This is a genomic window from Methylophilus sp. Leaf414, from assembly GCF_001425425.1.
Taxonomy (GTDB): Bacteria; Pseudomonadota; Gammaproteobacteria; order Burkholderiales; family Methylophilaceae; genus Methylophilus.
The window spans coordinates 1-15,756 of sequence record NZ_LMQQ01000007.1 but is presented as its reverse complement, the minus strand read 5'-3'; the positions used below and the strand labels follow the sequence as shown (position 1 = coordinate 15,756).

General features: G+C 48.3%; 12 protein-coding genes, 1 tRNA gene and 1 pseudogene. All 14 read right to left on the bottom strand.

What is annotated here, in order from left to right; translation table 11 throughout:
- Positions 1-87, bottom strand: an 87-nt coding sequence (locus tag ASG24_RS14520) for a GTP-binding protein (RefSeq protein WP_033473206.1), incomplete at its 3' end; no start/stop codon positions are given.
- A 37-nt stretch (positions 88-124) separates the two neighbouring features.
- Positions 125-2,218: an elongation factor G gene (gene fusA / locus ASG24_RS14255; protein WP_055831508.1), complete on the bottom strand. Its 2,094-nt coding sequence runs from the start codon at positions 2,216-2,218 to the stop codon at positions 125-127.
- 54 nt (positions 2,219-2,272) lie between these two features.
- Positions 2,273-2,743 carry a 30S ribosomal protein S7 gene (gene rpsG / locus ASG24_RS14250; protein WP_019881216.1) on the bottom strand — a complete coding sequence of 157 codons (471 nt, stop codon included), beginning with the start codon at positions 2,741-2,743 and terminating at the stop codon, positions 2,273-2,275.
- Positions 2,744-2,838: 95 nt separating this feature from the next.
- Positions 2,839-3,222, bottom strand: coding sequence for a 30S ribosomal protein S12 (rpsL, locus tag ASG24_RS14245; RefSeq protein WP_018987692.1), 384 nt, complete (start codon positions 3,220-3,222; stop codon positions 2,839-2,841).
- A gap of 196 nt (positions 3,223-3,418) precedes the next feature.
- Positions 3,419-7,678 carry a DNA-directed RNA polymerase subunit beta' gene (gene rpoC / locus ASG24_RS14240; protein WP_055872283.1) on the bottom strand — a complete coding sequence of 1,420 codons (4,260 nt, stop codon included), beginning with the start codon at positions 7,676-7,678 and terminating at the stop codon, positions 3,419-3,421.
- A 23-nt stretch (positions 7,679-7,701) separates the two neighbouring features.
- The gene (rpoB, locus tag ASG24_RS14235; RefSeq protein WP_055831505.1) at positions 7,702-11,874 is read right to left on the bottom strand and encodes a DNA-directed RNA polymerase subunit beta; all 4,173 of its coding nucleotides are present in this window, start codon (positions 11,872-11,874) and stop codon (positions 7,702-7,704) included.
- A gap of 241 nt (positions 11,875-12,115) precedes the next feature.
- Positions 12,116-12,493: a 50S ribosomal protein L7/L12 gene (gene rplL, locus ASG24_RS14230; RefSeq protein ID WP_055831503.1), complete on the bottom strand. Its 378-nt coding sequence runs from the start codon at positions 12,491-12,493 to the stop codon at positions 12,116-12,118.
- A 33-nt stretch (positions 12,494-12,526) separates the two neighbouring features.
- Positions 12,527-13,024: a 50S ribosomal protein L10 gene (gene rplJ, locus ASG24_RS14225; protein WP_055831501.1), complete on the bottom strand. Its 498-nt coding sequence runs from the start codon at positions 13,022-13,024 to the stop codon at positions 12,527-12,529.
- 270 nt (positions 13,025-13,294) lie between these two features.
- A complete protein-coding gene (rplA, locus tag ASG24_RS14220) occupies positions 13,295-13,981 on the bottom strand; it encodes a 50S ribosomal protein L1 (RefSeq protein ID WP_055831499.1) in 687 nt (228 codons plus the stop codon).
- A gap of 1 nt (position 13,982) precedes the next feature.
- On the bottom strand, positions 13,983-14,414 hold the full coding sequence (gene rplK, locus ASG24_RS14215; RefSeq protein ID WP_055831497.1) for a 50S ribosomal protein L11: 432 nt from the start codon (positions 14,412-14,414) through the stop codon (positions 13,983-13,985).
- A 93-nt stretch (positions 14,415-14,507) separates the two neighbouring features.
- Positions 14,508-15,047 carry a transcription termination/antitermination protein NusG gene (gene nusG, locus ASG24_RS14210; protein WP_055831496.1) on the bottom strand — a complete coding sequence of 180 codons (540 nt, stop codon included), beginning with the start codon at positions 15,045-15,047 and terminating at the stop codon, positions 14,508-14,510.
- A complete protein-coding gene (gene secE, locus ASG24_RS14205) occupies positions 15,047-15,394 on the bottom strand; it encodes a preprotein translocase subunit SecE (protein ID WP_055831494.1) in 348 nt (115 codons plus the stop codon). The genes nusG and secE overlap by 1 nt, the downstream gene beginning before the upstream one ends.
- A gap of 55 nt (positions 15,395-15,449) precedes the next feature.
- Positions 15,450-15,525, bottom strand: a tRNA-Trp gene (locus ASG24_RS14200).
- A 60-nt stretch (positions 15,526-15,585) separates the two neighbouring features.
- A pseudogene (gene tuf / locus ASG24_RS14515) lies at positions 15,586-15,756 on the bottom strand (elongation factor Tu); the annotation flags it as partial.

The window sequence follows — 15,756 nt, the reverse complement described above, 5'->3', positions numbered from 1 at the left end:
TGTCAATGTTGTCTTACCGTGGTCAACGTGACCAATCGTACCAACGTTCACGTGTGGCTTGGTACGTTCGAATTTGCCTTTTGCCATGATGTTTTCCTTTTATTTAATACTTTAATTTAATAAATTATTTTTTGTTGATGATTGCTTCAGCAACGTTTTTCGGTGCGTCAGAGTAGTGCTTGAATTCCATGCTGTAAGTGGCACGACCTTGTGACAAGGAACGTACTACAGTGGAATAACCAAACATCTCAGACAATGGCACTTCTGCTTTAATCGCTTTACCGCCACCAGGCATGTCATCCATACCCTGGATGATGCCACGACGGGATGACAAGTCACCCATCACATCACCCATGTAGTCTTCAGGCGTTTCAACTTCAACCGCCATCATTGGCTCAAGCAACACTGGATCCGCTTTACGCATACCATCTTTGAAACCAATAGAAGCCGCCATTTTAAATGCGTTTTCGTTGGAGTCAACGTCATGGTATGAACCATCAAACAAGGTAACTTTTACATCAACTACCGGGAAACCAGCCAGGATACCTGCAGGAATGGTTTCACGCAGACCTTTTTCAACCGCAGGAATAAATTCACGCGGCACAGTACCACCCTTGATCTGGTCAACGAACTCAAAGCCTTTACCAGCTTCGTTAGGTTCCATTTTGAGCCATACGTGACCGTATTGACCCTTACCACCGGATTGCTTAACGAATTTACCTTCAACTTCAACTGATTTGCGAATCGCTTCACGGTAAGCCACTTGTGGCGCACCCACGTTAGCCTCAACATTGAATTCACGACGCATACGGTCTACCAGAATTTCCAGGTGTAACTCACCCATACCGGAAATAATTGTCTGGCCAGACTCTTCATCTGAACGCACGCGGAATGAAGGATCCTCTTGTGCCAAACGGCCCAACGCCAAGCCCATTTTTTCCTGGTCACTTTTGGTTTTTGGTTCAACAGCCACGTGAATCACTGGCTCTGGGAATACCATACGCTCAAGAATGATAGGCTTGTCTGGCGAACATAAAGATTCACCAGTGGTTACATCTTTCAAGCCGATACAGGCGGCGATGTCACCAGCCAACACCTCTTCAACCTCTTCACGGTTGTTAGCGTGCATCTGAACGATACGGCCGATACGCTCTTTTTTATTCTTGATAGAGTTAAGAACTGTATCACCCTTGTTCAGCACGCCAGAGTAAACACGGATAAACGTCAATTGACCAACGAACGGATCCGTCATCAATTTAAATGCCAGTGCCGAGAAGCCTTCTTTGTCGTCAGCTTTACGGCTTGCAGGTTTACCGTAGTCATCCTCACCGGTCACATCATCAATATCAATCGGCGATGGCAAGAAATCAACAACGGCGTCCAACATACGTTGTACACCTTTGTTTTTAAATGCTGAGCCACACAACATAGGCTGAATTTCGCCAGCAATGGTACGTGTACGCAGACCTAAAACGATTTCTTTCTCTTCCAGCTCACCGTTTTCCAGGTATTTGTTCATCAGGTCTTCGCTAGCTTCAGCAGCTGACTCAACCATTTGCTCGCGCCATTTGTTAGCAGTCTCAACCAGATCAGCAGGAATGTCACCGTAAGTGAATTTCATACCTTGAGAAGCCTCATCCCAGATGATGGCTTTCATTTTGAGCAGGTCAACCACACCCGTGAATGTATCTTCGCGACCAATAGGAATCACCACCGGTACAGGGTTAGCGCGCAGGCGCGTTTTCATTTGCTCTACGACCTTGAAGAAATCGGCACCGGAACGGTCCATTTTATTGACAAAGGCCAGACGCGGCACTTTGTACTTGTTGGCCTGACGCCACACAGTTTCGGATTGTGGCTGTACGCCACCTACTGCACAGTAAACCATGCAGGCACCATCCAGCACACGCATGGAACGCTCTACCTCAATGGTAAAGTCCACGTGCCCAGGGGTATCAATAATGTTGAATCGATGCTCAGGCAATGAAAGATCCATGCCTTTCCAGAAACAGGTTGTCGCAGCTGAAGTAATGGTGATACCACGCTCCTGCTCTTGCTCCATCCAGTCCATGGTGGCTGCACCATCGTGCACCTCACCAATTTTATGGTTTACACCTGTATAGAACAGAATACGTTCTGTAGTGGTTGTTTTACCAGCATCAATGTGCGCTGAAATACCAATATTACGGTAGCGTTCAATAGGGGTTTTGCGTGCCACGGTAGTTTACCTTTGCTATCAATTCAACTAATTATTAAAGAACGAGTCGTTTAATTAAAAACGGAAGTGTGAGAACGCTTTGTTAGCTTCTGCCATACGGTGAACTTCTTCACGCTTCTTCATTGCTGAACCACGGCCTTCAGAGGCCTCGATCAACTCAGCAGCCAAACGCAGGCCCATAGATTTTTCGCCACGCTTACGCGCTGCATCACGCAACCAACGCATTGCCAACGCACTGCGACGGCTTGGGCGCACTTCTACTGGCACCTGATAGTTTGCACCACCAACACGGCGGCTCTTCACTTCAACAACAGGACGCAGATTATTCAACGCTGTGGTGAATAATTCCAGCGGGTCCTTACCGCTCTTGCTGGCCACCTGATCAAAGGCACCGTAAATGATACGTTCAGCAACAGATTTCTTACCACCTGTCATCAGCACATTTACAAACTTGGACACTTCCTGGCTACCAAATTTTGGATCCGGCAAGATAATACGTTTGGGGACTTCTCTACGTCTTGGCATAACATTCTCTTTTCAATTAAATTTTTGCTAGCAATTACACTCGCAAGGCATTTCAGCCGCTATAAAAATGGAAATAACTTGTGTAAGCTTAAAAATTAAGCTTTAGCTTCTTTAGGACGCTTAGCACCGTATTTGGAACGTGACTGTTTACGGTCTTTCACACCAGCCGTATCCAAGCTACCACGCACCATATGGTAACGCACACCCGGCAAGTCTTTTACACGACCACCGCGCAGCAATACCACGCTATGCTCTTGCAGGTTATGGCCTTCACCACCGATATAGCTAATGACTTCGTAACCATTGGTCAAACGAACCTTAGCAACCTTACGCAACGCGGAGTTTGGTTTTTTTGGTGTTGTGGTGTACACACGAGTACATACACCACGCTTTTGTGGGCAAGCTTCCAAAGCTGGAACCTTGCTCTTGGTAACCACTTTAACGCGTGGCTTACGTACTAACTGATTAATGGTTGGCATTGCCTTAACCTCTTCACCTTTTTTAAGAACCACCATTTGAGCAGGAAGACTCAGGTATGGTGGCATATCAACAACAATGCCTTATTGAGACAATAAGGCCATTCTGAGAAACCCAGCATTTTAGTAAATGAGTCAAGGGGTGTCAAGCATTATTCATGCGAGACACCCCTTGAGAACAGGGACAACAGTGATCGAATTACTCGGCCGCGCTATCGTCTGCAGCAGTCTCTTCTACCGCCACTTCAGGTGCAAACATCGCTTCAGCCGCCAACATGGCTTGTGAAGGTTCTGCCACGTTTGGTGTCAGTGATGCAATCGCTGCACGCTTGCGGGACTCATGATAAGCCAAACCCGTACCTGCAGGAATCAGACGACCCACAATGACGTTTTCCTTCAAGCCACGCAGATCATCGCGTTTGCCCAGGATTGCTGCTTCCGTCAACACGCGTGTGGTTTCCTGGAAGGAAGCTGCCGAGATGAATGAATCTGTAGACAACGAAGCTTTAGTAATACCCAGCAACACGTACTCGAAAGTTGCCGGACGTTTATCTTCAGCCACTACGCGTTCATTTTCTGTCAGCAGATCAGCGCGCTCAACTTGCTCACCCGTAATGAAACCGGTATCAGCAGCATCCGTCACTCTGACACGACGCAACATCTGACGCACAATCACTTCAATGTGCTTGTCGTTAATCTTCACGCCTTGCAAGCGGTAAACGTCTTGCACCTCGTCGATGATGTAACGTGCCAGTGCTTCACGACCTTGCAGGCGCAAGATATCTTGCGGATCTGCCGGACCGTCAACAATTGACTCACCTTTAGTGACCACTTGACCGTCATGCGCAGTTACGTGCTTGTCTTTAGCAATCAGGAATTCGCTGGTAATACCATCAAGATCAGTAATCACCAGGCGCTGTTTACCTTTGGTATCTTTACCGAACGAAACAGTACCCGTCACCTCAGCCAGCATGCCGGCATCTTTCGGTGAACGTGCTTCGAACAGTTCAGCTACGCGTGGCAGACCCCCGGTAATATCACGGGTTTTAGAAGATTCTTGCGGGATACGTGCCAGCACTTCACCCACGCCAACTTCCTGACCATCTTTAACCGTAATAATGCAACCCAGCTGGAAAGTCACGTTCACTGGCGTATCAGTACCAGCAACTTTCACTTCCACACCGTTAGCATCCAGCAATTTTACTTGTGGACGCAGGCCTTTTGACGAACCAGCACGCTGCTTAGGATCGATAACCACCAGTGATGACAAACCGGTTACTTCATCCACCTGTTTGGCAACGGTCACACCCTCTTCAACGTTTTCGAACTTCACATGACCAGCGTACTCGGTAATAATCGGGCGGGTATGTGGATCCCATGTCGCCAATGCCTGGCCGGCTTTCACTGTTTTACCATCAGTGATGGTCAGTGTCGCACCGTAAGGCACTTTATGGCGTTCACGTTCACGGCCATTGTCTTCAGAAATCACCACTTCACCGTTACGTGAAATCACGATTTGCTCGTTACGTGAGTTAGTCACATAGCGCATGGTTGACGTAAAGCCAGCTACACCATTCGACTTACTCTCAACCTGTGACACTGAAGCCGCACGTGATACCGCACCACCGATGTGGAAGGTACGCATAGTCAACTGAGTACCTGGTTCACCGATAGATTGCGCTGCGATCACACCAACGGATTCACCGATGCTGATCAGCTTGCCGCGACCCAGGTCACGACCGTAACACTTGGCACAAATACCGTAACGTGTGTCGCAAGTCAGTGCTGTACGTACTTTGACTTCGTCGATACCCAGGGCATCGATTTTTTCAACTTCGTCTTCACCCAGCAATGTACCGGCTGCGTAAACCACTTCCTGCGTTTCAGGATGCAATACATCCAGCGCTGCAGTACGACCCAGAATACGGTCATGCAATGGCTCAACGACTTCACCGCCTTTAACCAGCGCTTTTGTCACCAGACCATCAACGGTGCCGCAATCGATCTGTGTGACTACCAGATCTTGTGTCACGTCTACCAGACGACGGGTCAGGTAACCTGAGTTCGCTGTTTTCAATGCCGTATCAGCCAGACCTTTACGTGCACCATGAGTAGAAATAAAGTACTGCAACACGTTCAGGCCATCACGGAAGTTCGCCTTGATCGGCGTTTCAATAATAGAGCCATCCGGTTTCGCCATCAGGCCACGCATACCAGCCAGCTGGCGTACCTGCGCCGCAGAACCACGGGCACCGGAGTCGGCCATCATGTAAATCGCGTTAAATGATTCCTGACGGACAACTTTGCCGTCTTTCTTCACTACGTTACCGTCAGCGTCTTTCACATCTTCTTCGCGTAGCTGTTTCATCATGGCATCAGCCACTTTGTCACCAGCACGTCCCCAGATATCAACCACCTTGTTGTAACGCTCGCCTTGGGTTACCAGACCGGAAACATACTGGTCTTCAATTTCCTTCACTTCAGCGTCAGCAGCAGCAATCAATTGCTCTTTCTCTGGCGGCACCAACATATCGTTAATGCTGATAGAAATACCTGCTTTAGTCGCGTAGGAATAACCTGTATACATCAGTTTGTCAGCAAAAATGACTGTCTCGCGGATGCCCACTTTACGGAAGCTGGCGTTGATCAGGCGTGAAATTTCTTTCTTTTTCAGTGCCTTGTCAATGTAGCTGTATGGCAAGCCAGGCGGCAGAATTTCAGACAGCAATGCACGACCAACCGTGGTATTGTAACGATTGATTTTTTCGGTTTTTTCACCGGCAACATCCAGCTCAAACTCTTTAATACGCACAGTCACCTTGGCATGCAGATCAATCAGGCCCTGGTCGTACACACGTTGTACTTCCTTGATATCACTGAAGATCATGCCTTCGCCACGAGCAGCCACTTTTTCGCGGGTCATGTAATACAGACCCAACACGATATCCTGTGACGGCACAATGATTGGTTCGCCGTTGGCTGGAGACAGCACGTTGTTAGAGGCCAGCATCAATGTGCGGGCTTCCATTTGCGCTTCCAGGCTCAATGGCACGTGAACAGCCATCTGGTCACCGTCAAAGTCGGCGTTAAAGGCTGAACACACCAATGGGTGCAGCTGGATCGCTTTACCTTCGATCAATACCGGCTCAAATGCCTGGATACCCAGACGGTGCAGCGTAGGCGCACGGTTCAACAGCACCGGATGCTCGCGAATCACGTCTTCAAGGATATCCCAGACTTCTGGTCCTTCCTCTTCAACTTTCTTCTTCGCCGCTTTAATCGTTGTCGCTAAACCTAGCACTTCCAGTTTATGGAAGATGAATGGTTTGAACAGTTCCAGCGCCATTTTCTTAGGCAGACCGCATTGGTGCAATTTCAATTGTGGACCAACCACAATTACGGAACGACCGGAGTAATCCACGCGTTTGCCCAGCAAGTTCTGACGGAAACGACCGCCCTTACCTTTGATCATGTCAGCCAGTGATTTCAGCGGACGCTTGTTAGCGCCGGTCATCACTTTACCGCGACGGCCGTTGTCCAGCAGTGAATCCACCGCTTCTTGCAACATACGTTTTTCGTTACGCACGATGATTTCCGGCGCTTTCAGCTCCAGCAGGCGTTTCAAACGATTGTTACGGTTAATCACGCGACGATACAGGTCATTCAGGTCAGAGGTAGCGAAACGGCCACCATCCAGCGGTACCAACGGACGCAATTCTGGCGGCAATACCGGCAGGATTTCCAGGATCATCCACTCTGGCTTGATGCCGGATTTCTGGAACGCTTCCAGCACTTTCAGGCGCTTGGCGATTTTCTTGATCTTGGCTTCAGAACCAGTCGCAGACAATTCGCTACGCAGGGTTTCGATTTCACGGTTGATGTCCATCGTGCGCAACAGCTCACGAATCGCTTCAGCACCCATCACGGCGTTGAATTCGTCACCGTATTCTTCTACCTTGGCGATGTAGTCATCCTCTGTCAGCAATTGACCACGTGTCAGCGGTGTCATGCCTGGGTCGATCACGATGAATGCTTCAAAGTACAACACGCGCTCGATATCACGCAGAGCAATATCCAGCACCATACCCAAGCGGCTAGGCAAGGATTTCAGGAACCAGATATGTGCCACTGGTGAAGCCAGCTCAATATGGCCCATACGCTCACGACGTACTTTGCTCAAGGTGACTTCAACGCCACACTTCTCGCAAATCACACCACGGTGTTTCAGGCGTTTGTATTTACCGCACAAGCACTCGTAATCTTTGATAGGACCAAAAATTTTGGAGCAGAACAAACCGTCCCGCTCAGGTTTGAAGGTCCGGTAGTTGATAGTTTCTGGCTTTTTAACCTCGCCATAGGACCATGAACGGATTTTTTCAGGTGAAGCTAACGCGATTTTGATCGCATCAAACTCTTCTTCTTGCGTAACCTGTTTAAATAAATCTAATAACGCTTTCATAGAGACTCTCCTTAATGGCGGGATTAATTACGGTCTAAATCGATATCAATGGCCAGTGAACGAATTTCTTTCACCAACACATTGAATGATTCAGGCATACCCGCATCAATTTTGTGCTCACCCTTGACGATGTTTTCGTACACTTTGGTACGACCATTCACGTCATCCGATTTCACAGTCAACATCTCTTGCAAGGTGTATGACGCACCATATGCTTCCAGTGCCCAAACCTCCATCTCACCGAAACGTTGGCCACCGAATTGCGCTTTACCGCCCAATGGCTGCTGTGTGACCAGGCTGTAAGGACCTGTAGAACGTGCATGCATTTTGTCATCAACCAAGTGATGCAGTTTCAGCACGTGCATGTAACCTACGGTGACCGGACGCTCGAAAGCATCACCGGTACGGCCATCAAACAGTTTGACCTGTGTTTTGCCAGCATGGAATTGCAGTTTCTTGGTGTGCTCGTCTTCATCCGGGAAAGCCAGATCCAGCATGGCACGAATATCAGACTCTGCTGCACCGTCAAATACCGGAGTTGCAAATGGCACGCCGTGTTTCAGGTTAGTAGCCAGGTCGATAACTTCCACATCTGTCAGGCCGGCAATATCTTCTTTCTTGCCAGTGCTGCTATTGTAGATCTTATCGAGGAAGCTACGGATTTCAGCCACTTTCGCTTCAGCTTGCAACATGTCGCCCAGGCGTTTGCCCAGACCTTTAGCAGCCCAACCCAAGTGGGTTTCCAGAATCTGGCCAATATTCATACGTGAAGGAACGCCTAGTGGGTTCAACACGATATCCAATGGGGTACCGTCAGCCATATGCGGCATATCTTCAACCGGACAAATTTTGGAGATCACACCCTTGTTACCGTGACGACCCGCCATTTTGTCACCAGGCTGAATACGACGCTTCACTGCCAGATAGACTTTAACCATTTTCTGTACACCTGGTGGCAATTCGTCACCCTGTGTCAGTTTACGTTTTTTCTCTTCGAACTTGTTATCGAATTCGACACGCGCCTGGCTCAAGCTGTCTTTCAACTGCTCCAGCTGACGTGCGGCTTCTTCGTCGCTCAGGCGGATATCAAACCAGTCATAACGGCCAACTGTTTCCAGGTATTCAGCAGTCACGCTGTCGCCTTTTTTCAGTTTGTTAGGACCACCGGTAGCCGCTTTGCCAGTCAACAAACGGCTGATACGGCCAAAGGTATCGTCTTCCACAATACGCATCTGGTCGCCCAGATCTTTTTTGTAGTGAGAAAGTTGGTCATCAATAATCTGCTGTGCACGGGTATCACGGTCAATACCTTCACGCGTGAATACCTGAACGTCGATCACCGTACCGGTCATGCCTGAAGGCACGCGCAGTGAAGTGTCTTTTACGTCAGAAGCTTTTTCACCGAAAATCGCACGCAGCAATTTTTCTTCTGGGGTTAAAGTGGTTTCACCTTTAGGTGTCACTTTACCAACCAGCACGTCACCGGCTTCGACTTCAGCACCGATATAGATAATACCGGAGTCATCCAAACGACCCAGCATACGCTCGGACAGGTTTGAAATATCCCGGGTAATCTCTTCAGGTCCCAGTTTGGTATCACGAGCCACTACTGACAACTCTTCAATGTGAATTGAAGTGTAACGGTCATCAGCCACCACGCGCTCGGAAATCAAAATCGAGTCTTCGTAGTTATAACCGTTCCAAGGCATAAAGCCTACCAGCATGTTTTGACCTAAAGCCAATTCACCCATGTCAGTTGAAGCACCATCTGCCACCACGTCACCGCGAGAGATCACATCACCGACTTTAACCAACGGACGCTGGTTGATATTGGTGTTCTGGTTAGAACGTGTGTATTTGGTCAGGTTGTAGATATCGACACCGACTTCATCCGCTTGCGCTTCAGCATCGTGTACACGAATCACAATACGGCCTGAATCGACGTAATCGACGATACCACCACGACGGGAAGTAACTACAGTACCCGAGTCAATCGCGACCGTACGTTCAATACCGGTACCTACCACGGCTTTTTCAGCACGCAGACAAGGCACAGCCTGGCGTTGCATGTTGGCGCCCATCAGTGCACGGTTCGCGTCATCGTGTTCCAGGAATGGAATCAGCGAAGCCGCTACAGATACAATCTGTCCTGGCGCCACGTCCATGTACTGTACGCGCTCCGGCTGCGTCATCGTAAATTCATTGTGGAAACGCGCAGAAATCAAATCTTCTTTAAAGCTGCCATCTTTCGCTACTTCAGTGTTCGCCTGGGCAATTACATACTGGCTTTCTTCAATCGCAGACAGGAAGTTGATCTGATCGCTGACTTTGTTACCTTCGACCAAACGATATGGTGTCTCGAGGAAACCATAATCATTGGTACGTGCGTACAAAGCCAAGGAGTTGATCAAACCAATGTTCGGACCCTCTGGCGTTTCAATAGGACATACACGGCCATAGTGGGTGGTATGTACGTCACGCACCTCGAAACCTGCGCGTTCACGGGTCAAACCGCCTGGGCCCAGGGCTGAGATACGACGTTTGTGCGTAATCTCGGACAATGGGTTGGTCTGGTCCATAAATTGTGACAACTGGCTGGAGCCAAAGAACTCACGGATAGCGCTAGACACGGGTTTAGCGTTGATCAAGTCATGCGGCATCAGGTTTTCTGATTCAGCCTGAGACAAACGCTCTTTGACTGCACGTTCAACACGTACCAGACCGGCACGGAACTGGTTCTCAGCCAATTCACCCACTGAACGGATACGACGGTTACCCAGGTGATCAATATCGTCAATCTCGCCACGGCCATTGCGCAACTCAATCAATACACCAATCACTGCCAGGATGTCTTCGTTTGACAACACATTGGCACCAGTGTCGCCTTGTGGACCTACTTTTTCATAGAAACGGCGGATCCAGGCAGCAGAACGGTCTTCCAGCTTGGTTGGGTAAGCACGACGGTTAAATTTCATGCGGCCAACGACAGAAAGGTCGTAACGATCTTCAGAGAAGAACAAACCGTTAAACAAGGCTTGAACTGCATCTTCGGTCGGTGGTTCGCCAGGACGCATCATGCGGTAAATCGCTACACGGGCGCTGTACTGGTCTGGGATTTCATCACTACGCAAAGTTTGCGAAATGAAATCACCGTGGTCCAGGTCATTAGTGTAAATGGTATCGACTTCACTGATTTTTGCAGCCACCAGTTTTTCCAGCAAAGCCGGAGTGATTTCATCGTTTGCGTTAGCAATCAATTCACCACTGTCCGTATCGATAATATTTCTGGCAATTGCACGGCCCATAATGAAGTCAGTCGGCACAGCCATCGCTTTAATGCCGGCTTTTTCAATGTCGCGTATATGTTTAACTGTTACCCGCTTGTCTTTAGCGACCAGCACGTTACCGTCTTTATCAGCGATATCAAATTTAGCCATTTCGCCACGCAGGCGGTCAGCTACCAACTCAAATTCCAGGCCTTTAGGACCAATATGGAAAGTGTCAGTATCGTGGAATGTTTCCAGGATTTGTTCCGGGTTGTAACCCAATGCTTTCAGCAGAATCGTCACTGGCATTTTGCGGCGACGGTCAACGCGGAAATACAGGTAATCTTTAGGGTCAAACTCAAAGTCTAACCATGAACCACGGTAAGGAATAATACGTGCCGAGAACAGCAGTTTACCGGAGCTGTGTGTCTTACCACGGTCATGTTCAAAGAACACACCCGGGCTACGGTGCAACTGGGACACGATGACGCGCTCAGTACCGTTAATGACAAAAGAACCGTTTTCGGTCATGAGTGGCAATTCACCCATGTACACTTCTTGCTCTTTCACTTCTTTCACCGTTGGTTTGGAAGCTTCGCGGTCCATGATGGTCAAGCGCACTTTAACACGCAATGGCACGGCATAAGTCAGGCCGCGTTGTTGACATTCTTTGACGTCAAACGGCTCTGCACCTAACTGGTAACTCACATAATCCAGACGTGCATTCTCTGAATGGCTGACGATAGGGAAAATGGAGCGGAAAGTCGATTCCAGACCTTGGTCTTTACGTTGGTCTACTGCGACATTTTCTTGCAGGAATGATTTGTAAGATTCCAGCTGCATAGCCAGCAAGTACGGAACCTCTTGAACACTGTCGCGCTTAGCAAAGCTTTTGCGGATGCGTTTCTTTTCGGTAAAGGAATAGCTCATAGCGTCTCCTGAGATTTTGAGGGTAGAAGACAAAACACTTTTCATCCACTGCAATGTTTTGACATCTAACTTCGCATTTAAAAACAGCCACTTAATTAACTACGCTAGCTTAACTATATGCGGCCACATCACTACTTTTACAACACCTGCACTGACAATGACAGCTATTAATAATCTGTAACGCCAGAAACGGCGAAGGCCGACGGTTGCCCGTCAGCCCTGCCAGTAGCACAATGATGAATTATTTCAATTCAGCAGTCGCGCCAGCTTCGATCAATTTCTTAACAGCAGCTTCAGCGTCAGCTTTGCTTACGCCTTCTTTAACTGCTTTAGGTGCGCCGTCAACTACGTCTTTAGCTTCTTTCAAGCCCAGACCAGTCAATTCACGAACCGCTTTAATCACGCTAACTTTGTTGTCGCCAGCGCTGTTCAAGATAACATTGAATTCAGTTTGCTCAGCCGCAGCAGGTGCAGCAGCACCGGCAGCAGCGCCACCAGCAACTGCAACAGCAGCAGCAGAAACACCAAACTTCTCTTCGATTTCTTTAATGAATGCGGTCAGTTCTAATACGGTTTTGTTACCGATTGCATCCAAAATATCAGCATTTGAAATTGCCATGATAATAATTTCCTAAAATAAATTTGATTAAAATTAAGCCGCTTGCTTTTCTTTGTCGTCGCGTACTGCTGCAACGGCACGAGCAAACTTGGTTGGGATTTCGTTGAGCATACCAGCCAGTTTGGACAGCAACTCTTCGCGGCTCAATGTAGACGCTAATGCTTGCACACCGGCAGCATCCAGACGCTCATTAGGCATCGCACCTGCTACTAGCTTGAACTGATCATTGCTTTTGGCAAAGTTGCTCATCACTTTAGCAGCGGCCACTGCGTCTGCAGAAATACCATATACGAGTGGACCAACCATGTCGTCAGCCAATGCTGCAAAAGGTGACCCTTCTACCGCACGACGAACCAGGGTATTTTTCAACACACGCAGATATACACCTGCATCACGCGCATCTGCACGCAGTTTCGTCATATTGGCAACGCCAATACCACGATACTCGGCAAGTACGATTGACTGTGCATTCGCCACTTGTGCGATTACCTCGGCAACGACTTCTTTTTTCTCTGTAAGATTAAGACTCAAGGTCTGTTCTCCTTCCGTTAATGAAAGCCCGACTCACATCGAGCCACTCACGGCGTCCTTATTCAGGGCATGGATATATCCTGTTTCGGGGATCGCCATCTGCGTTGGCTTTTAAATACCTGCAAGCAGAGGATTTCTCACCCACTCACAACGCACTTATCAATTAAGTAAAACACCAACGGTCTTTGATGCTCTTGAGTCCGCATTAAATTCGATGATGACTCAAGCCCAAAGTACTTGCCTGATCCGTGATGGATCAGGACTTGATTCTTAAGCTGCTACTGAAGTTTGATCTACACGAACGCCAGGACCCATAGTGCTGGAAACGGAGAGTTTTTTCAGGTATACACCTTTGGAGCTTGTTGGCTTAGCTTTGTTCAATGCATCCAGCAATGCTGCCAGATTGCCTTGCAACTGCTCAACTGTGAATGAAGCACGGCCGATAGTGCAGTGAACGATACCACCTTTGTCAGTACGGTATTGTACTTGACCAGCTTTAGCATTTTTTACTGCAGTCGCTGCATCAGGTGTCACGGTACCTACTTTTGGGTTTGGCATCAAACCACGTGGACCCAACACTTGACCCAGAGCACCCACGATACGCATCGCATCAGGGGTTGCAATCGCTACATCAAAGTCCAGCATGCCGCCTTTAACTTGCTCAGCCAGGTCTTCAAAACCAACGATGTCCGCACCAGCTGCTTTAGCCGCTTCCGCTTGTGCGCCTTGTGCAAACACAGCAACGCGTACAGACTTACCGGTACCGTTAGGCAATACAATCGCGCCACGAACCAGCTGATCAGATTTACGTGGGTCGATACCCAGGTTTACTACTGCATCAACAGATTCGTTAAATTTGGCAGCAGCGCCTTCTTTAACCAGATTCAGTGCATCACTTACTGGATACAGTTTGTTGCGGTCAATTTTCGCGCGCAACGCATCAATTCTTTTACCCATGTTATACACCCTCCACTTCGATACCCATACTGCGTGCGCTACCAGCGATGGTACGTACAGCAGCATCCATGTCAGACGCTGTCAGGTCAGGCATTTTTGTTTTAGCAATCTCTTCAGCTTGCGCACGAGTGATTTTACCAACCTTGTCTGTATGAGGACGTGCAGAACCTTTTTCCAGCTTGGCGGCTTTTTTAATCAGCACCGTTGCTGGCGGGGTTTTCATGATAAAAGTAAAGCTCTTGTCAGCAAACGCAGTAATCACGACTGGTACTGGCAGACCTGGTTCAACGCCTTGTGTGGCAGCGTTAAACGCTTTACAGAATTCCATGATGTTCAAACCACGTTGACCCAGTGCTGGACCGACTGGTGGGCTTGGGTTGGCTTTACCTGCAGGGATCTGCAGCTTGATGTAGCCAATGACTTTCTTTGCCATTTTTGACTCCTTAAATGGGTACAAGCGCTCTTTGAGCTCCCCGTTGAAAATTACTACTAAACGTTTACTACTAAACTGTTGCTAATCAATGTCTTAAATTTCTTTTTCGACTTGCGCAAAATCCAGTTCAACCGGTGTCGCACGACCAAAAATCACTACAGAAACGCGCACTTTGTTTTTGTCGTAATTGATCTCTTCGACACTACCTGAGAAATCCTTGAATGGACCGTCGATCACGCGCACGCTCTCGCCTTTTTCGAAGGTCATTTTCTGTGTCGGATTTGACTTACTGTCATCCATACGACGCAGAATAATCTCAACTTCTTTATCTTTAATAGGGGTAGGACGTTGCGCTGAGCCACCAATGAAAGAAGTTACACGTGGTGTGCTTTTTACCAAATGCCAGCTCTGGTCTGTCATTTCCATCTGCACCAGCACATAACCCGGGTACAGGCGACGCTCTGAGATGGTCTTTTGACCACCCTTCATCTCAACAACTTCTTCAACCGGCACCAGAATGTCACCAAATTGATCTTGTAAGTTAGCCCTTACAATACGCTCTTCCAAACCGGCTTTAACGGATTTTTCCATGCCGGAGAACGCTTGAACTGCATACCAACGCATTGATGACATTAAGCACCTCGACCCATAATCCATTGCACCATGTAAGCAAAACCGATATCTACCAACGCCAGGAATGCAGCCATAATCATTACCAGCACAATCACCGCCAGTGTGGTTTGCATGGTTTCCTGACGCGTTGGCCAAACAACACGTTTTGCTTCCGCAATCGACTCATTAAAAAAGCTAAGCGCCTGTTTGCCTTGCGGGGCAGTCCATGCCACCGCTACAGACGCGACAATACCTGCCAGGACGGCAAGTATTCTAACAACCATTGCTTTATCTTCTAAAAGATAAAAACCGGCAATCCCCACAGCCAGCAACAACAGGGACAAAGCCAGTTTGATTTTATCGATCATAACCTTAACTTTATATTTTTCACACTCTATCACTGGATATCAGCTACTAGGTGTTTGGCAGGCCAAGAGGGTCTCGAACCCCCAACCCTCGGTTTTGGAGACCGATACTCTACCAATTGAGCTATTGGCCTGTACTCTTTAATGTAAAACCTGCACGGGTTGTAGTGCAGGTTTTACTCGATTAAATCTAATTACTCGATGATTTTAGCGACGACGCCAGCACCAACGGTACGGCCACCTTCACGGATAGCGAAGCGTAAGCCGTCTTCCATCGCGATTGGCGCAATCAGCGCTACCGAGATAGAAACGTTATCACCTGGCATCACCATTTCGGTACCTGCTGGCAATTCAACTGCACCAGT